The 17,952-nt window shown below is 64.4% G+C and carries 17 protein-coding genes; 4 read left to right on the top strand and 13 right to left on the bottom strand.

Annotation, left to right across the window (positions count from 1 at the left end; translation table 11 throughout):
• Positions 1–47: 47 nt before the first annotated feature.
• From ACVWY6_RS05390 to ACVWY6_RS05365, 6 genes are all read right to left on the bottom strand, one after another.
• Positions 48–1,046 (bottom strand): sulfate/molybdate ABC transporter ATP-binding protein, encoded by a 999-nt coding sequence (locus ACVWY6_RS05390; RefSeq protein WP_062799742.1) that lies wholly within the window; start codon positions 1,044–1,046, stop codon positions 48–50.
• The gene (cysW, locus tag ACVWY6_RS05385) at positions 1,043–1,939 is read right to left on the bottom strand and encodes a sulfate ABC transporter permease subunit CysW (RefSeq protein WP_023953994.1); all 897 of its coding nucleotides are present in this window, start codon (positions 1,937–1,939) and stop codon (positions 1,043–1,045) included. The genes ACVWY6_RS05390 and cysW overlap by 4 nt, the downstream gene beginning before the upstream one ends.
• Positions 1,939–2,787: a sulfate ABC transporter permease subunit CysT gene (gene cysT / locus ACVWY6_RS05380; RefSeq protein ID WP_023953996.1), complete on the bottom strand. Its 849-nt coding sequence runs from the start codon at positions 2,785–2,787 to the stop codon at positions 1,939–1,941. Before cysT ends, cysW begins: the two co-directional genes overlap by 1 nt.
• Positions 2,784–3,851 (bottom strand): sulfate ABC transporter substrate-binding protein, encoded by a 1,068-nt coding sequence (locus ACVWY6_RS05375; RefSeq protein ID WP_030171908.1) that lies wholly within the window; start codon positions 3,849–3,851, stop codon positions 2,784–2,786. The genes cysT and ACVWY6_RS05375 overlap by 4 nt, the downstream gene beginning before the upstream one ends.
• A 145-nt stretch (positions 3,852–3,996) precedes the next feature.
• Positions 3,997–4,086, bottom strand: coding sequence for an Ms4533A family Cys-rich leader peptide (locus tag ACVWY6_RS05370; RefSeq protein ID WP_317615613.1), 90 nt, complete (start codon positions 4,084–4,086; stop codon positions 3,997–3,999).
• 142 nt (positions 4,087–4,228) lie between these two features.
• A complete protein-coding gene (locus ACVWY6_RS05365) occupies positions 4,229–4,429 on the bottom strand; it encodes a hypothetical protein (protein ID WP_197037973.1) in 201 nt (66 codons plus the stop codon).
• Positions 4,430–4,576: 147 nt separating this feature from the next.
• Here ACVWY6_RS05365 and ACVWY6_RS05360 point away from each other — a divergent pair, with 147 nt between their 5' ends.
• Positions 4,577–6,589, top strand: a complete 2,013-nt coding sequence (locus ACVWY6_RS05360; RefSeq protein ID WP_399511249.1) for a glycoside hydrolase family 15 protein — start codon at positions 4,577–4,579, stop codon at positions 6,587–6,589.
• An 81-nt stretch (positions 6,590–6,670) separates the two neighbouring features.
• Here ACVWY6_RS05360 and ACVWY6_RS05355 read toward each other — a convergent pair whose 3' ends face one another.
• Entirely contained in the window at positions 6,671–7,705 is a 1,035-nt protein-coding gene (locus ACVWY6_RS05355) for an aldo/keto reductase (protein WP_457536534.1), read from the bottom strand.
• Between the two features lie 90 nt (positions 7,706–7,795).
• Between ACVWY6_RS05355 and ACVWY6_RS05350 the strand changes: the two genes are divergently transcribed.
• Positions 7,796–8,401 carry a TetR/AcrR family transcriptional regulator C-terminal ligand-binding domain-containing protein gene (locus tag ACVWY6_RS05350; protein ID WP_457536532.1) on the top strand — a complete coding sequence of 202 codons (606 nt, stop codon included), beginning with the start codon at positions 7,796–7,798 and terminating at the stop codon, positions 8,399–8,401.
• Here the strand turns inward: ACVWY6_RS05350 and ACVWY6_RS05345 are convergent.
• The gene (locus ACVWY6_RS05345; protein WP_457536530.1) at positions 8,390–10,420 is read right to left on the bottom strand and encodes a M3 family metallopeptidase; all 2,031 of its coding nucleotides are present in this window, start codon (positions 10,418–10,420) and stop codon (positions 8,390–8,392) included. The genes ACVWY6_RS05350 and ACVWY6_RS05345 overlap by 12 nt on opposite strands.
• A 50-nt stretch (positions 10,421–10,470) precedes the next feature.
• Positions 10,471–12,333 (bottom strand): translation elongation factor 4, encoded by a 1,863-nt coding sequence (lepA, locus tag ACVWY6_RS05340; protein ID WP_033335880.1) that lies wholly within the window; start codon positions 12,331–12,333, stop codon positions 10,471–10,473.
• Positions 12,334–12,412: 79 nt separating this feature from the next.
• Between lepA and ACVWY6_RS05335 the strand changes: the two genes are divergently transcribed.
• Together ACVWY6_RS05335 and ACVWY6_RS05330 are read left to right on the top strand one after the other, a co-directional pair.
• Positions 12,413–13,054 (top strand): alpha/beta hydrolase family protein, encoded by a 642-nt coding sequence (locus ACVWY6_RS05335; RefSeq protein WP_457536528.1) that lies wholly within the window; start codon positions 12,413–12,415, stop codon positions 13,052–13,054.
• Positions 13,055–13,079: 25 nt separating this feature from the next.
• Positions 13,080–13,586, top strand: coding sequence for a type II toxin-antitoxin system PemK/MazF family toxin (locus tag ACVWY6_RS05330; RefSeq protein WP_457536909.1), 507 nt, complete (start codon positions 13,080–13,082; stop codon positions 13,584–13,586).
• A gap of 21 nt (positions 13,587–13,607) precedes the next feature.
• On the opposite strand, the gene ACVWY6_RS05325 is transcribed toward ACVWY6_RS05330, so the two are convergent.
• From ACVWY6_RS05325 to ACVWY6_RS05310, 4 genes are all read right to left on the bottom strand, one after another.
• Positions 13,608–14,078, bottom strand: a complete 471-nt coding sequence (locus tag ACVWY6_RS05325; protein ID WP_457536526.1) for an OsmC family protein — start codon at positions 14,076–14,078, stop codon at positions 13,608–13,610.
• 68 nt (positions 14,079–14,146) lie between these two features.
• Positions 14,147–14,995, bottom strand: coding sequence for a transglutaminase family protein (locus tag ACVWY6_RS05320; RefSeq protein ID WP_023954018.1), 849 nt, complete (start codon positions 14,993–14,995; stop codon positions 14,147–14,149).
• Positions 14,992–15,972 carry an alpha-E domain-containing protein gene (locus tag ACVWY6_RS05315; protein WP_457536907.1) on the bottom strand — a complete coding sequence of 327 codons (981 nt, stop codon included), beginning with the start codon at positions 15,970–15,972 and terminating at the stop codon, positions 14,992–14,994. The genes ACVWY6_RS05320 and ACVWY6_RS05315 overlap by 4 nt, the downstream gene beginning before the upstream one ends.
• Positions 15,972–17,819 (bottom strand): circularly permuted type 2 ATP-grasp protein, encoded by a 1,848-nt coding sequence (locus ACVWY6_RS05310; RefSeq protein WP_457536524.1) that lies wholly within the window; start codon positions 17,817–17,819, stop codon positions 15,972–15,974. Before ACVWY6_RS05310 ends, ACVWY6_RS05315 begins: the two co-directional genes overlap by 1 nt.
• Positions 17,820–17,952 lie beyond the last annotated feature (133 nt).

Here is a 17,952-nt window from a genome sequence, read left to right as displayed (position 1 = left end):
CAACCGGCCGGCTGGGTCGTCTTCACGTCAAAGGGTCAGGCGCGCAGCTAGGCGAGCGCGGCATCGGGCACCCGAGTAGCCCTGACGTACACGTCGTCGCCATCCCTCAGGCCCAGCGCCGCGGCATCACCACGGGTGATCTGGGCGTGGAAATCCTCGTTCGTGGCAGCGTTCTCGAGTTCGACACGCACCTCGAATCCGAGGTATACCACGCGTTTGACCCGCGCCTTGAGTACTCCGGTCTCCGCCGCGTTCTTGTCTGCGGACGCCAGTGCGAGGTCGGGGGTTCGGCCGACGCGGATGTCGTGTGGCCGGACGAGTACCCCGTTCAGCTTTGCCACCGAGCCGAGGAACGACATCACGAACTTGTTGTCCGGCCGGTCATAGAGGTCGGCCGGTGAGCCGATCTGCTCGATGCGACCCTTGTTCAGCACTGCGATACGGTCGGCGACGTCAAGCGCCTCCTGCTGATCGTGGGTGACCAGCACGGTGGTCACCTGGACCTCGTCGTGAAGCCTGCGCAGCCATGCCCGCAGATCCTCTCGGACCTTCGCGTCGAGTGCGCCGAACGGCTCGTCAAGCAACAACACCTTGGGGTCCACGGCCAACGCTCGCGCCAGCGCCATGCGCTGTCGCTGTCCGCCGGACAGCTGTGCGGGATAACGGGTCTGGAAACCTGCCAGGCCCACCACCTCGAGCAACTCGTCGACCTTCGCCTTGATCTCGTTCTTGGGCCGCTTACGGATCTTGAGCCCGAACGCCACGTTGTCCCGCACCGTCATGTGCTTGAAGGCCGCGTAGTGCTGGAACACGAACCCGATGTCGCGACGCTGTGGGGAGATCCGCGTGACATCGTCACCGTTGATGAGCACGGTCCCCGAGTCGAGCTGATCCAGTCCTGCAATGGCGCGCAGAAGCGTCGACTTGCCCGATCCCGACGGTCCGAGCAGTGCGGTCAGCGAGCCGACCGGGATGTCGATGGACACGTTGTCGAGGGCGGCGAAGTCGCCGTAACGCTTGTTCGCGTCGATAACCGAGATCGTCATACCAGTTCACTCTCCTGCGTTTTCGGGGCTGTCTCGGCCGGGTCTGCGGCAGCGTCGGACTCGTTGCTCGCCTGTCGGCGCTCGATTTGATTGGTTCCGGTACGCCGCTGCACGAGTGTCATCAGCAGCAGCACGATGATGGCGATGATCATCAGCAACGTCGCCGCCGCGTAGGCGCCGTATTCGTTGTAGTCGTCGGTGTACCGCGACGACACCAGCAGCGTGAGGGTCTGAGAGATGCCAGGCAGATTCGACGACACGATGATCACCGCGCCGTATTCGCCGAGCGAGCGTGCGATGGTCAGGACCACGCCGTAGGAGAGTCCCCATCGGATGGCGGGCAACGTGATCCGCCAGAAGGTCTGCCAGCCGTTGGCCCCCAGCGTCGCAGCAGCCTCCTCCTGCTCGGTTCCGATCTCGCGCAGCACCGGTTCCACCTCACGGACCACGAAGGGCAGTGTGACGAAGATGGTTGCGAGCACCATGCCGGGCAGCCCGAAGATCACCCGGAAGCCGAGGCTCTCGACTCCGCCGAACCAGCCTCCGTACCCCCACAACAGGATCAGGGCGACACCGACCACGATCGGAGAGACGGCGAACGGCAGGTCGACGATTGCCTCGACGACGCCTCGACCGCGGAAACGTCCACGTACCAGAGCCATTGCGGTGAACACACCGAAGACCACGTTCAACGGGACTACGATGAGAACGATCAGCAGACTCAGCTGCAGAGCGGAGATCGCTGCGGGCGTGGTGATCCAGTCCCAGAACTGGCCGATGCCGTGCTCGAACGACCGATAGAAGATGAGTGCCACCGGTACCACCAGCAGCACAAAGAGATACAGCAGTGCGATCACACGCAGGGTGAGTTGCGGGAATCTGGAGATCTTCATCAGTTCGCCTCCTCACGGCGCGAGGTCCAGCGACCGAGTACTCGCAGGACGAGCAGCACGACAAAGGCGATCAGCAGCAGGGCCACCGATACCGCGGCGGCATCAACTGGTGAGTCGATCTCGAGTTGCTGCTGGATGTATTGCGACGCCACCTGGGTGTCGCCGGGGATGTTGCCGCCGATCAGCACAACCGATCCGAACTCGCCGATGGCGCGGGTGAAGGCCAGACCTGCACCCGAGAGCACCGCCGGAGCCAGTGACGGGAAGATGATCCGCCACCAGATGGTCCAGTTGCCTGCGCCCAGAGACGCGGCTGCTTCTTCGACCTCTTTGTCGATCTCGATCAGCACGGGCTGCACCTGACGGACGACAAACGGCAACGTGACGAAGGTCAGCGCGATCACCAGTGCCGGGCGGGTCGCGTTGAGTTCGATGTCGATCGGACTGCTCGGTCCGTACAGGGAGAGCAGTACGAGGCTGGCGACGATGGTGGGGAGCGCGAACGGCAGATCGATGAGCGAGTTGACGATTCGCTTGCCCGGGAACTCGTCCCGGACCAGGACCCAGGCCACGATGGTGCCCATCACCACGTTGATCAGTGCCACGACCAGTGAGACGAGGACCGTCACCTTCAGGGCGTCGACCGCGCCGTCGTCGCTGACGGCGGCCCAGAATCCACTCCAACCGTCGTCGAACGCCTCACTGGTGATCGCGGCGAGCGGCAGGAGCACGATGATGCTCAACCACAGACCGGCGATACCGATGCTGAGCGGCCCGACGCTGCCCCATCCTCGCTTGGGTGGACCTGATGAAGCGGGTGGCTTCAACGGCGTCACTGTGGCGGTCATACCTTGCCTCCGGCGTCGTAGATCTCGGTGATTGCCCCGGAGGTGCCGAACAGCGCTTTGTCCACTGCCGGCCAGCCTTTGAGGTCTTTACCTTTGTTCTTCGCGGCAGTGCCCTCGCCGAGGACCTTGCCCAATTCGCTGATCGTCCACAGTTTGGTGATCACACCGGGGAACAGATCCTTGGTCTCCTCGATGACCGTCGGGTCGACGGGACGGAAACCCTGCTGCGCCCAGAGCCGTTGCGCCGGTGGGGTGAACAGATAGCTGACGAAGGCGTTGGCCGCCTCCTTCTCCTTGCTGAAGTTCACCACTGCGACCGGGTTCTCGATCTTGAACGTCTCGGGTGGAATGACGTAGTCGACGCGCTGCCCCGGCTTGGCGGTGGGGTTCTGGTTCTTGAGGAAGATCGCCTCGTTCTCGTAGCTGATCAGCACATCGCCTTGACCCTGCTCGAATGCGGTGGTCGCCTCACGGCCGGACTTGGGCTGTACCCGGGTGTGGTCGCGGACGAGTTCGGCCACGTAGTCCAGCCCGGCTTGCTCGTTCAGCCCACCGTTGCTCTTGGCGGCGAATGGCGCCAGCAGGTTCCATTTGGCCGATCCCGAACTACCGGGGTTCGGGGTGACAACCTGGACACCGGGCTTCAAGAGGTCGTCCCAGGTACGGATGTTCTTCGGATTTCCCTCGCGGACCACGAGCGCGACCACGGACCCGAACGGGGTACTGCCGTTGGGGTACTGCTCGGCCCAGTCCTTGTCCACCACCCCTTCTTTCACCAAGCGGGTGATGTCGGGTGCGACGGAGAAGTTGACGACATCGGCCGGGACGCGGCGGGCGACCTTACGTGACTGGTCTCCGGACGCGCCGTACGACTGCGAGAAGCCGATGCCCTTGCCCTCCTCGGTGTCGCGGAAGGCCGGGATGATCGCGTCATAGCCGATCTTCGGCACTGCGTACGCGAAGAGGTTGAGGTGCCGTGAACCGCTGGAGATGTCCTGGCCGCCGGGCTCGTCGGTGGAACCGCCGCCGCAGGCCGAGAGCACCAGCGCGGACACGGTCAGCATGGTGAGGATCCCGGCCGACGATCTCCGAGCGCGCCTTCGCGTACTCGTTCGGCGGGAGAGACGGAAAAGCACGGTTGTGTCCCCTTGTTTCAGGTCGGATGTGTTCGAGTCGAATCAGCGCAGGGCAATGCCCTGGAAATCGTGTTCAGCGACAGAGCGCGTCGAAAACGCAGCGATAATCGACCGCGAACAACGCCAGGGTGTGGCGTACGCGGTAACCGACGGCTGCAGACATAGGCCGAAGACTAGCAGGATGAATTGGTCGGCAAACGCACCAAAGAGGGTCGGATGAGCCCCTGGTCAGCCGAGCAACAGCCAGGCCACCACTACCAACAGGATCAAACCGATCAGGGCCATCGTGACCTTCGAGCGAGGCATCAGTGTTCTCCGGAATCGGATTCGGTGGACTCGCGCCGGTCGACAACCCGAAATGAGGTGTCTACCAGCAGATTCATCAGATAGGACAGGCCGATGGCCAGCGGTACGACCACCGCGGCGCAGACAAGAATCTGGGGGACGAACGACAACGACGTCAGCCACTCCTCGACGCCGTCCCACCACGTTGTCATCGCATCCACCACATCAGCCTAGCCCGACGACTTTTGTTCACCGTGATTCAAAATCGGCCGGGACTGTGTTTGGTGGAGTCGGACGCTGTGCGGCTCGCCCCTACGAGTATCGCTGCATCGGTGGCATGGGGCATCGCGCAACCGCATGATAGAGCGATGACAACCCCAACCGAGGGCAGCAGCATCTCTGACCTCACCGGCAACACAGCGGTCCCCCGCCTGCATGTGAGCCATTCCGCCCTCAGCGGCGCGGCCCCCCATCAGTCCGCTCCAGTGGTGCAATCTGCGTTCCCACCCATCGGTGACTACGCCTTCTTGTCCGATTGCGAAACCAATTGCCTGATCGCCCGGAACGGATCTGTGGAGTGGATGTGCGTTCCGCGGCCGGACTCCCCCAGTGTGTTCGGTGCGGTGCTCGACCGTAGTGCCGGACATTTCAAACTGGCCCCTTACGGGGTGAACGTCCCCGTCGACCGACGGTACCTTCCGGGAAGTCTGATGGTGGAGACCACCTGGCAGACGGATACCGGTTGGTTGATCGTGCGCGACGCACTGGTGATGGGACCGTGGCACGACAACGATGCCCGCTCCCGCACCCACAAGCGGACACCTACCGACTGGGACGCCGAACACATCTTGCTGCGGACCGTGCGGTGCGTGAACGGCACCGTCGAATTGGCGATGAGCTGCGAGCCGGCATTCGACTACCACAAGGGTGGCACGAAGTGGGAGTACTCCGGACCGGCGTACGGAGAGGCGATCGCCACCGCGACCGGGGTGACCGGCGACTTCCCGGCACTCAAACTCACCACCAATCTCAAGATCGGCCTCGAAGGTCGTGAGGCCCGGGCCCGCACCCGGATGACCGAGGGAAGCGAGATCTTCGTCGCCCTGAGCTGGGGTAGTCCGCCCGCCCCGCAGACCTGGGAAGATGCGGCCCAGATGATGTGGGAGACCTCCGAATCCTGGCGGCAGTGGATCAACGTCGGCAGCTTCCCCGATCACCCGTGGCGAAATCATCTGCAGCGCAGCGCACTGACCCTCAAAGGGCTCACCTACTCGCCCACCGGTGCACTCTTGGCCGCTGCGACCACCTCGTTGCCGGAAACACCCAAGGGCGAACGCAATTGGGACTACCGCTACGCGTGGGTTCGCGACTCCACATTCGCCCTGTGGGGCCTGTACACCTTGGGCTTGGACCGCGAGGCCGGCGATTTCTTCTCGTTCATCGCCGATGTGTCGGGCGCAACGAACGGTGAGCACCATCCCCTCCAGGTCATGTACGGGGTGGGCGGCGAGAGAACTCTTGAGGAATCCGAGCTCAATCACTTGTCCGGTTACGACGGGGCACGCCCGGTGCGGATCGGCAACGGCGCCTACAACCAGTCACAGCACGACATCTGGGGCACGATGCTCGACTCCGTCTACCTGAACACCAAGACCACCGAAACCGTCTCGGAGACATTGTGGCCGGTGCTGAAGGCACAGGTCGAAGAAGCCATCAAACATTGGCGCCACCCCGACCGCGGGATCTGGGAGGTGCGTGGCGAACCGCAGCACTTCACCTCGTCGAAGGTGATGTGCTGGATCGCACTCGACCGGGGGGCCAAACTGGCTGCCATCCACGGTGAGACGTCGTACGCCAAGACGTGGGCCGAGAAGGCTCAGGAGATCAAGGCCGACATCCTCGAGTTCGGGGTCAACGATCGCGGGATCTTCACTCAGCGCTACGGCAGCGACGCCCTGGACGCGTCTCTTCTGCTCGTGCCGTTGCTGAGGTTCCTGCCCGCCGAGGACCCCCGCGTGCGCAACACCGTGCTCGCGATCGCCGACGAACTGAGCGAGAACGGTCTGGTGCTCCGATACCGGGTGGAGGAGACAGACGACGGCTTGTCCGGCGAAGAGGGCTCGTTCACCATCTGTTCCTTCTGGCTGGTGTCCGCCCTGGTGGAGATCGGTGAGCTGCCGCGGGCAAAAGCCTTGTGCGAGCGTCTGTTGTCGTTCGCGAGTCCGCTGAAGCTCTACGCCGAAGAGATAGAACCCACCACCGGCCGCCAGCTCGGCAACTTCCCGCAGGCCTTCACTCACCTGGCGTTGATCAATGCGGTGATGCATGTGATCAGGGCCGAGGAAGCCCAGGGCCACGGGATGTTCATCCCCGCCAACTGAACCCGATGATGTGCGGTTCTGGCGACGAAACCGCCAGGTCGGCACCGCCAGAACCCCACATCATCGGAGAGCCTGCGGCGATCAGACCATCGGCGGGTTGAGTCGGGCGAACCCCTCCTGCCGGTGATACGGAAAGTAGGGGTAGGGCGCCTCGCGAACACTGACCGCGTCGAGCCGGGCGATCTGTTCGGCGTCGAGGCGCCAACCCACTGCACCCAGGTTGTCGCGAAGCTGCTGCTCGTTGCGAGCGCCGACGATCACCGAGGAGACGGTCGGTCGGCGCAACAACCAGTTGAGAGCGACCTGCGCGACCGTGTGCCCGGTCTCGGCTGCGACGTCGGCGAGCGCATCAACGATGTCGAAGAGCAGCTCGTCGTCGACGGGCGGGCCCGCATCGGCGGTCGCGTGCAACCGGCTTCCTTCCGGCAGGGGTTCGCCCCGTCGGATACGTCCGGTCAGCCTGCCCCAGCCGAGTGGGCTCCACACGATGGCGCCGACGCCTTCGTCAGCGGCGAGCGGCATCAGTTCCCATTCGTAGTCCCGCCCGACCAGCGAATAGTAGACCTGGTGCGCGACGTACCGCGAATAGCGCTGGCGGTCAGCAATTCCGAGAGACTTCATCAGTTGCCACCCCGAAAAGTTCGAGACACCCGTGTACCGGATCTTGCCCTGCTGCTGAAGGAGGTCGAGGGTGCTGAGCACCTCGTCGATCGGCGTACTCGAGTCGTAGGCGTGCGGCTGGAACAGATCGATCCGGTCGGTCCGCAGCCGCGTGAGCGCGCGCTCGACGGCACCGATCAACCGCGATCGCGACGACCCGTGGTCGGACGGCCCGTCTCCCATCGGCAAGCTCGCCTTCGTGGAGATGAGCACATCGTCTCGGCGCCCTTCGATCGCCGCGCCCAGAACCTCCTCCGAGGCTCCGGCGGAGTAGACGTCTGCTGTGTCGAAGAGGGTGATGCCCGCCTCCAGACACATGTCGACGATCCTCCGGGCCTGGGTGACATCGGTGTCGCCCCAAGCTCCGAAGAGTTCGCCCGCGCCGCCGAATGTGCCTGCGCCGAAACTCAGTTCGGACACCACCAGTCCTGAATTACCCACGCGCCGATACTCCACGATCTTCCTCCTTAACGGGACTTTTGTTCCTTTAATGAAGGTAGCACGACAGTTCGGTTAATGAAACGGCGTTCCCGTTACACTCTTGGCATGACTGAGCCAGGGATGGTCAGACCAGGAGGCCGAACGGCGGCGGTCCGCGCTTCGGTTCTCCGTGCGACCGGAGATGTACTCGCCGAATCAGGCCTACCCGGCCTCGACCTCACCGACGTGGCCAGTCGTGCCGGTGTGGGCAAGACCACCGTGTATCGCCGGTGGGGTTCGGCGCCCGGCCTGGTGGCAGACCTGTTGTCGGAGATGGCCGCCGAATCCGTGCCGCGGGCAGACACCGGCACCCTGTCCGCCGACCTGCACGCCAATGCCGCACTGGTGCGAAAGACCCTGTCGGACAAGCGTCAAGGTCCGTTGTTCAAGGCGATCATCGCTGCAGCGACCTGCGACGCGCGCACCGCCGACGCACTGGCGCATTTCTACGACACCCGCGTCGCCGAATGGGCACCGTGTGTGCTCGAGGGGATCGCCCGTGGGGAAGCGCCCGCCGGCACAGACGCCGCAGCTGCGATCCGGCAGGTGTCAGCACCGCTCTACTATCAGTTCCTCACCTCGACAAGGCCGCTGAAGAAGGTCGATGCCGAACGCGCCGCCGAGTCGGCACTGGCCGCGATCGCGGCGGGCGTGCTGGTCTCAGGCCGGTAGCAGACCGCGCCGACGCAGCAGGGGTTCGATCTCGGCGGGACGGCCCAGGAGTTCCTGGTGCGCGGCAATGGGGTCCACGCTGTCGCCTCGAGAAAGGGTCGTCTCGGCGAACCGGGCGCCCAGATCCGAAGACAGGCCACCGCCGGAGAGGAACCACTGTTCGGTCTCGGCGTCGAGGACCTCGGACCAGATGTACGAGTAGTAGCCGGCCGAATATCCGCCGCCGAAGATGTGATTGAAATAGGCGCTGCGGTATCGCGGCGGGATGAGGTCGGCCGCGGCACCGGCGTTGGCGAGTGCCGCCCTCTCGAAGGCCTCGACGTCGTCGATGTCATCCTCGACGGTCACCCGATGCCAGGCCATGTCGAGGATCGCGGCCGCCAGGTACTCGATGGTGCCGTGGGCCGACTCGACGTCCGCGCTTGCCCTGGCGGCATCGGCGAGGTCATCAGGGATGGGTTGTCCGGTCTCGTGGTGTTTTGCGTACTGTCGCAAAACCTCTGGGTGCAGCGCCCACATCTCGTTCACCTGTGACGGGAACTCGACGAAGTCGCGAGGGACCGACGTCCCCGATTGCGACGGGTACCGCACCGCCGACAGCAGGCCGTGCAGTGCGTGGCCGAACTCGTGGAAGAGTGTGGTCAGCTGGTCCATGGTGAGCAGACACTTCTCACCTTCATCGGGTTTTGTCAGATTGAGTACGTTCACGATCACCGGACGGGACTCGAGCAGCAGGCTCTGATCGATGAAGTTGTTCATCCAGGCGCCACCCCGCTTGCTCGGGCGGGCGAAGAAGTCGCCGAGGAACAATCCGATCGAGGTGTTGGTGCGGTCGAACACCTGCCAGACGCGGACATCAGGGTGATACGTGGGCACGTTGTCCAACTCGACGAACCGCAGACCATAGAGTCGGCCGGCGGCGTAGAACACTCCATTGGCAAGCGCGCTGTCGAGTTCGAGGTAGTCCGACAGCCCGCTCAACGAGACCGCAGCACGCTGTTCTTCCTGCCGCGCAAGCCAATACGTGAGATCCGCCGGACCTATGTCGGTGCCGACGGTCTCGGTGATGGTGGTGAGCTCGCGCCCCCCTGCCCGCATGGCCGACGCGATCAGGTCTCTCAGCAGTTCCTCGACGGCCTCGGGACTCGGAGCGGTCTCTTCCGCGATCACATACTCGGCGTGGTCGCGATAACCCAGTAGACGTGCCCGTTCGGCACGAAGACGGACGATGTCGAGGATGAGTGCCCGGGTGTCGTTGTTGTTGTCACGCGAACAGCGGTTCACCGACGCCTCGTACAGCCGGATCCGGGTGTCGCGATCCTCCAGCACGGCGAGAGCGGATTGGCTCGACGGCAATTCGAGGGTGAGGAGATACCCGGTGTCGTGTCCTGCATCCTGCGCGGCGCGGCGCGCAGCCGCGATCTGGCCGTCGGACAAACCGGCGAGCTTGCCCACGTCGTCGACGAGCACCGCAGAGTCGTTGCTGTCGTTCAGTATTCGCTGACCGAACTCGGTCGTGAGGGTGGCAAGGCGCTCGGAGATCTGCCGCATCCGGGCCTGGCCGTCGGCGTCGAGACCGGCCCCGGCGCGGATCGCGTCGCGATGGCGCCGTTCGAGCAAACGCAGCGATGGCTCGTCCAGACCGAGGCCGTCGCGGTTCTGGAACAACGTGTCGATCCTGGCGAACAAGCCGGCGTGCAGTGCGATGGCGTTGCCGTGCGCGGTGAGCTTCGGTGCGAGCTCGGTGGCGATCGCATTGCGCTTGGGGTTGGTGTCGGCACCGGTGAGGTTGAAGAAGATGCCTGCCGCCCGCGCCAGCGCCTGCCCGCTGCGTTCGAGTGCCTCGATGGTGTTGGCGAAGGTCGGTTCGGCGCGAGCGCCGGCGATCTTCTCCACCTCACGCAGGTGCTCGGCCATCGCCTCTTCGAAGGCGGGCACGAAGTCGTCGTCGGTGAACGACGGGAAGTCGGGCAGACCGTGCAGATGGGGACTTCGGGCCAGGACCGGGTTAGAGGGCATGGCCCGATGGTACTGCGGTGCTTGACTTTCGGTCCTGATTCCCTGCGGCCTTATTTGCCCTTGGGTTTGTCGCTCGACGCATCCGACGACAGTGCAGCCACAAACGCCTCTTGCGGGACCTCCACCCGGCCGATCGTCTTCATCCGCTTCTTGCCTTCTTTCTGCTTCTCGAGCAGCTTGCGCTTACGGCTGATGTCGCCGCCGTAGCACTTGGCCAAGACGTCTTTGCGGATCGCCCGAATATTCTCGCGCGCAATGATCTTGGCGCCGATCGCTGCCTGGATGGGAACCTCGAACTGCTGGCGGGGAATGAGTTCCTTGAGCTTGGTTGTCATCTTGGTGGCGTACGCGGCGGCGCCGTCCTTGTGGACGATCGCACTGAAGGCGTCGACGGCTTCACCCTGCAGGAGGATGTCCACCTTCACCAGGCTCGACACCTGCTCGCCTGCTTCCTCGTAGTCGAGGCTGGCGTAGCCGCGGGTACGAGACTTGAGCGAATCGAAGAAGTCGAAGATGATCTCGGCCATCGGCAGGGTGTATCGCAGTTCCACGCGGGTCTCGGACAGATAGTCCATCCCGCCGAGTTCGCCACGCCGGGACTGGCACAGTTCCATGATCGAACCGACGAACTCGCTCGGCGCGATCACCGTCGTCTTCACGATCGGTTCGAAGATGTTGCGCGCCTTGCCATCCGGCCAATCGGACGGGTTCGTGACGATGTGCTCGGTGCCGTCCTCCATCTCCACGCGGTACACCACGTTCGGTGCGGTGGAGATCAGGTTCAGGCCGAATTCCCGTTCGAGTCGTTCGCGGCTGATCTCCATGTGCAGCAACCCGAGGAAGCCGCAACGGAAACCGAACCCCAACGCCACCGACGTCTCTGGCTCGTACGCCAGTGCGGCGTCGTTGAGCTGCAGCTTGTCGAGGGCTTCTCGCAGGACCGGGTAATCGGACCCGTCCACCGGGTAGAGACCGGAGTAGACCATCGGCCGTGGCTCGCGGTAGCCCGTCAGCGGGGTCTCCGCTCCATGACGCGCAGAGGTGATGGTGTCACCGACCTTGGACTGGCGGACGTCTTTCACACCGGTGATCAGATAGCCCACCTCACCGACGCCCAGCCCCTTGGACGGCTTCGGGTCCGGCGAGACAATGCCGACCTCGAGCAGTTCGTGGGTGGTGCCGGTGGACATCATCTTGATCTTCTCGCGGGGCACGATCTTGCCGTCCACCACACGGACGTACGTGACGACGCCGCGATAGGTGTCGTAGACCGAGTCGAAGATCATCGCGCGGGGCGGGGCGTCGGAATCGCCGACCGGAGCCGGGATCAGCCGCACCACCTCGTCGAGCAGCTCCGTGACGCCGACGCCGGTCTTGCCCGAGACCCTCAGGACGTCGTCGGGTTCACAGCCGATGATGTGAGCGATCTCGGCTGCGTAACGGTCGGGGTCGGCGGCCGGCAGGTCGATCTTGTTCAGGACCGGGATGATCGTCAGGTCCTTGTCCAGCGCCAGGTACAGGTTGGCCAAGGTTTGAGCCTCGATGCCCTGGGCCGCGTCGACGAGCAACACTGCGCCTTCACACGCTTCCAGTGCACGTGACACCTCATAGGTGAAGTCCACGTGGCCGGGGGTGTCGATCAGGTGCATCACGTAGTCGGTGCCGTCCACGTTCCAGGGCAGCCGAACGTTCTGGGCCTTGATCGTGATGCCGCGCTCACGTTCGATGTCCATCCGGTCCAGATACTGCGCCCGCATGTCGCGCCCCTCGACCACACCGGTGACCTGCAACATCCGGTCCGCCAACGTCGACTTGCCGTGGTCGATGTGAGCGATGATGCAGAAATTCCGGATCTTCGCGGGATCGGTGAACGTGGTGTCGGAAAGCCTGGGAATTGAACTCACTCCTTGCAGTGGCCGAGATACCCGTCCAGTTTCTCATGCGCAGGCACATCGACCATCCATCGGCGGTCTCGACGCTAATGTTCAGGACGTGAGCGTCGAGGAGTGGCAGTCAGAAGGTGTGGCCGGCGCATTGCATCGGCCCGATGGCGACCCGCTCGCCGTGGTCGTGCTCGCGCACGGTGCGGGCGGTGACCACAATGCGGTGATCCTGCGCCGCATCGCCGAGGAATTGTGCGACCGCCGGATCGCTGTCGCCCGCATCGACCTGCCCTACCGTCAGAAACGGCCCAAGGGCCCGCCGCATCCGTCCGGCGCGGCAGGCGACCGCGCAGGGATAGCCGCGGCGTGTGACGCCTTCCGCGATCAGGCTGCCGGCCCCCTGATCGTCGGGGGGCATTCTTACGGAGGACGCCAGGCCTCGATGACGGTGGCCGAGAACCCTGACATCGCCGATGGACTGTTGCTGACCTCGTACCCGCTGCACCCACCCGGACGACCGGAGAAGATGCGCACCGATCACCTGCCCTCCATCACCAAGCCGGTACTGGTGGCCCACGGCGCCACCGACCCGTTCGGCACCACAGACGAGCTGACCGCCGCCATCGCGATGATCCCGTCACCGACCCGATTCCTCGATCTTCCCAAGGTCGGCCACGACCTCAAACCCGATCGGTCAGGCGCGCCGCGGCTGATCGCCACCGAGGTGCTCGACTTCTTCTCGATAGGCTGACGGCGTGGCAGGCACCTTGGGGCAGATGGCGATGTCGTTGATCCGTCGACACGGGCCGCGCGTGGTGCGCGAACTCACCCGCTCTGCAGCCACAGGCCCCGGCCGGGAATCTGCGCCCTCACCGCACGGGAACCGGGTGACGCGCACGTCTCCGACGGCCACACACGCGCGGGAGATCGCTTACTCTCCCCGCCTCGACGGCGCAGCCGATCCCGGCGAGGTGGTGTGGACCTGGGTCGAGTTCGAAGATGATCCAGGTCGAGGTAAGGACCGTCCGGTCGTGGTTGTCGGACGGGAGGGACCCGCTCTCCTCGGACTCATGCTGTCCAGTCAAGAGCACCGGCGCGACGACGCGAACTGGATGAGCATCGGGACCGGGGATTGGGACAGCGCCCACCGCGAGAGCTTCGCCCGGCTCGACCGGGTGCTCACGGTGCCCGAAAACGCCATCCGCCGCGAGGGTGCGATCGTCGATCGAGGCCAATTCGACCGGATCGCAACAGTTCTGCGAGACCGGTACGGGTGGCGTTGAATCCGGCCACCCACGTCTGACTCAGGACAGCGGCGCCTGCGTCCAATTGTTGACGAACTCGAGACCGCTGCGCACGAAGAGCTGCGAGACCGGGCACCGTCGTTCGGTTTCGGCGACGAACTCGGCAAATTGTTGCTCGTTTGCGTCTGATTCGACCACGGCCGACACGGTGACCTTGTCGAAGTTGGCGTCACCTTCGGCGCCTTGCACGAGGACTGCGGTGTCGAGATCGCCTTGCACCTCGAACGTGAACTCGCCCAACGTGATCCCGAGGTCCTTGGCAACCAGCGACGCGGTGACCTGGTTGCACGACGTCAGTGCGCCGAGAGCGTAGAACAACGGGCTCGGGGCCTTGTCCTCACCGCCGAACGCTGGGTACGCATCGGTGTGGAACTCGTGAGCCGATCCGCCGGTGACAAGACGTTGCGCGACCCCGCTACCGGTTGCGCTGACAACAAACGGGACAACGGATCGCTTTGCTGCAGTGGTCATTGCACGACTGTGACACCGGAACGGCCGCACACCGAGGGTTTGGTGCACAGCGAGCGAATGGGTGGCGATCACGCCAAACGGGTGATCTCTACCTTCACCTCGAGGTCCTTGGCGCCCGCGCCTGTGTAGATCCCCTTGAGCGGAGGCACGTCAGAGTAGTCGCGGCCCACACCGACCGACACATGCTGCTCGGAGATCGCGAGGTCGTTGGTGGGGTCGTACCCCCACCACCCGCCGGTCCAGGCCTCGACCCACGCATGACTCTGCCCCTCGACCGTGCGGTCGATGACTGCCGACCTGCTCGGGTGCAGGTAGCCGGACACATAGCGCGACGGGATGCCGAGGCTGCGCAACATCACCAAGGACAGGTGCGCGTAATCCTGGCAGACGCCTTTCTTTTCTTTCCAGGCCTCGACCGCGGAGGTGTGGACGCCGGTGGTGCCGGGAACGTACTCCATCTCGGTGTGCACCCATTGGCACACGGCGAGCACAGCCTCTTGAGGGGTGAGCCCCTTGGTGAGGCGTTTGGCCACCTGACCGAGCTGCCTGCTCACCGGTACGTATCCGGTGTTGCTCAGCACCTCGTCATATCGGTCGATCACCGAGTCGTGGTGCAGCGATTCCCAGTCGAGCAATTCGTCGTCCGAAGGCATTGCGTCGGGCTCGGTTTCGACCACCGACAGGCCCGACACCTCGAGTTCCTCGTGAGGAGCATGCAGGTCGAAGGCGGTGACCGCGGTCCCCCAGTAGTCGGTGTACCGGTATGACCTCGTCGCGGGGATCGTCTCCACGCGGTTGATGATCACGTTCTGCCGGGTATCGCTCCGGGGCGTCAGCCGGGCCTCGTTGTACGAAGAGGTGACCGGGGCGTTGTAGGCAAATCCCGTCGAATGCACGACCCGCAATCGCCAGCTCACAGCTCACTCTCCTCGATGAATCGGTCGACCGAATCGCTTGCGGCCGTATCCGCCCACGCGACATACGGCGACACGTGAAAGTACTGGGCCGTCACGGCCTCGCTGACCTCGCGGCACGTCTCCTGCAGATCGAGCAACCGGGTCTGCAAGTCGTCCAACAACATTCCTGGCTGCATGAACTCGAGCCCGCTTCGTGCCCGGCCCAGGAGACGTTGCGCCTCGGCCTGCGCGCCCACCCGGCTCGGCCGGTTGTCGAGCTCGATCAATTGCCGTTCGGCCAGGCTGATCGCGTGGAACACCGATCGCGGGAACAGCCGGTCGAGGAGCAGGAACTCGACCACCCGGGTCGCATCGAGGGCGCCCCGGTAGGTCCGTAGGTAGGTGTCGTGTGCACCCGCGGACCGCAGCACCGTCACCCACGCCGGTGACCCCGACCTGTCACCTGCGCGCGACAGCAACATCCGGATGGTCATGTCCACACGCTCGACCGATCGGCCGAGCAGGAGGTAGCGATAACCGTCGTCGTGGCTGAGGGTGGCGTCGGCCAGTCCGGCGAACATGGCCGCCCGGTTCTTGACGAAGGACAGGAACTCGTACGGCCCCAGCTTGCGCGACGCCCGCTCGGCGTCACCCAGGCCGTTGTAGGTGGTGTTGAGACATTCCCACATCTCACTCGACGTGACTTCGCGTGCGCCCCTTGCATTTTCCCGGGCCTGACCCACGCTGTCGACGATGGAGCCTGGTTCCTTCTTCGAGTAGGCGACCCGGTCGGTCAACGACCAGGCATCCAGTTCCACATCGGCGGGAGGCAACTCCATCCCCAACACCTGCAAGACCAGTCGACACCGGCCGTCGGGATCAACCGTGGCGTCCTCGAGCAATTGGTGTACCGCCACATCGAGGATCCGGGCTGTGTCGTCGGCGCGTTCTACGTAGCGTCCGATCCAGTACAGGGATTCGGCGTTGCGTGCGAGCATCATCGGCGGGCACCACCCTGCTGCGACATCGACTGGCTCTGCGTCTGACCGGTCGGACCCTGACTCTGGATCTGACTGTGTCGACCGGTCACACCCGCCTGCTGTTGCTGCTGTTGTTGCTGATCCTGCATGGCGGCCGTGTCCGGCCCCTGCTCGGTGGGAGTACTCGGAGCCCTGAGGTCTTGGCTCCGGACTAGTTCGTCGCCTGAGAGTTCGCGCTCTTCACCCGAGGTGCGGGTCGCGAGAACCCAGGTGTCCTTGGAGCCACCACCCTGGCTCGAGTTGACCACCAGACTGCCTTCCGGGAGCGCCACCCGGGTCAGCCCGCCGGGCAGCACCCACACCGACTCGCCATCGTTGACGGCAAAGGGACGCAGATCCACGTGACGCGGCGCCAGTTTGCCACCGATCTTGGTGGGCACCGTCGAGAGCTGCACCACCGGCTGCGCGATCCAGCCACGAGGGTCGAGTCTGACCTTGCGGGCCAGCACGTCCAGTTCCTCCGATGTCGCATCAGGACCGAAGACGATGCCGTAACCCCCTGATCCCTCAACGGGTTTCACCACGAGTTCGTCGATCCGGTCGAGCACCTCCTCGCGCTCGTCGTCGAGCCAGCAACGCAAGGTGTCGACGTTGCCGAGGCTGGGCTTCTCGCCCAGGTAGTACTCGATGATCTCGGGAACGTAGGTGTACGTGAGCTTGTCGTCACCGACCCCGTTGCCGACGGCACTGGAGATCACCACGTTGCCGGCACGTGCCGCGTTGAGCAGTCCGGCGACGCCCAGCATGGAGTCGGGACGGAACTGCATCGGGTCGAGGAAGTCGTCGTCGATGCGGCGGTAGATCACGTCTACTCGCTGCTCCCCCTCCGTGGTTCGCATGTACACCACGTTGTCGCGGCAGAAGAGGTCGCGGCCCTCCACCAATTCCACACCCATCTGCCTGGCCAACAGCGAGTGCTCGAAGTACGCGGAGTTCGCCACTCCGGGGGTGAGGACAACGACGTTCGGGTCGGCCTCGTTGAATGCCGCCGACGCCCGCAGGGCCCGGAGCAGGTGGGTCGAGTAGTCGCCGACAGCCCGGACCCGGTGTGAGGCAAACAGATCCGGGAACACCCTGGCCATGGTGCGACGGTTCTCCATCACGTACGACACACCCGATGGCGAGCGCAGGTTGTCCTCGAGCACCCGGAAGTCACCGTGCTCGTCGCGGATCAGGTCGATGCCGGCGACGTGGATACGAACCCCGTTGGGAGGCCTGATACCCACCGCCTGGCGATGGAAGTGCTCACATGAGGTGATCAGCCGTTTGGGAACGACCCCGTCGCGCAGGATCTCCTGCTCGCCGTAGATGTCGTCGAGGAACATCTCCAGGGCTTTGACCCGCTGGGTGATTCCGCGTTCGAGCTTGGCCCATTCACCTGCCGAGATGACTCGGGGAACCACGTCGAGCGGGAAGGGGCGCTCCTGCCCCGACAGCGAGAACGTGATGCCCTGATCGATGAAGGCCCGACCGAGAGCGTCGACGCGGGTGTCGAGGTCGGCACCGTCGTAACTGCCCAGGGACTTGTGGATCCCCCGGTACGGTCCGCGAACCTCGCCGTTGTCGTCGAACATCTCGTCGAACGCGCCGTCATAAGGGCCCGCGGCGTAGCCGTTGAAGATGCCGCTCGGCTTCGCAGCGCCCTTCGCCGCGGTCTTCTTGGCCGGCGGCTTGGAACCGTTGCCTTTCGGCCCGGCCACCTTTGCCGGCTTCCTCTTGCCCGTCGTGGTCTCGGCTGACACCTTGGTACCGGTGGCACGAGTGGCCACGGCGCGCTTTGACCCTGCTGCAGTTGCCGCACTCATGTGAACATCGTGCCGTAAGTGGCTGGTGTTGGCAGTCTTGCCTGCGGTATCCGCTACCTGCGCCGCTGCGATTTGGGTGCACACCGGGCCGGCTGGTAACGTAGTGCGCTGGTGCTGACACCAAAACCCGTAT

The organism is Williamsia sp. R60, from assembly GCF_054063855.1.
This window is presented reverse-complemented; position numbering and strand designations above follow the sequence as displayed.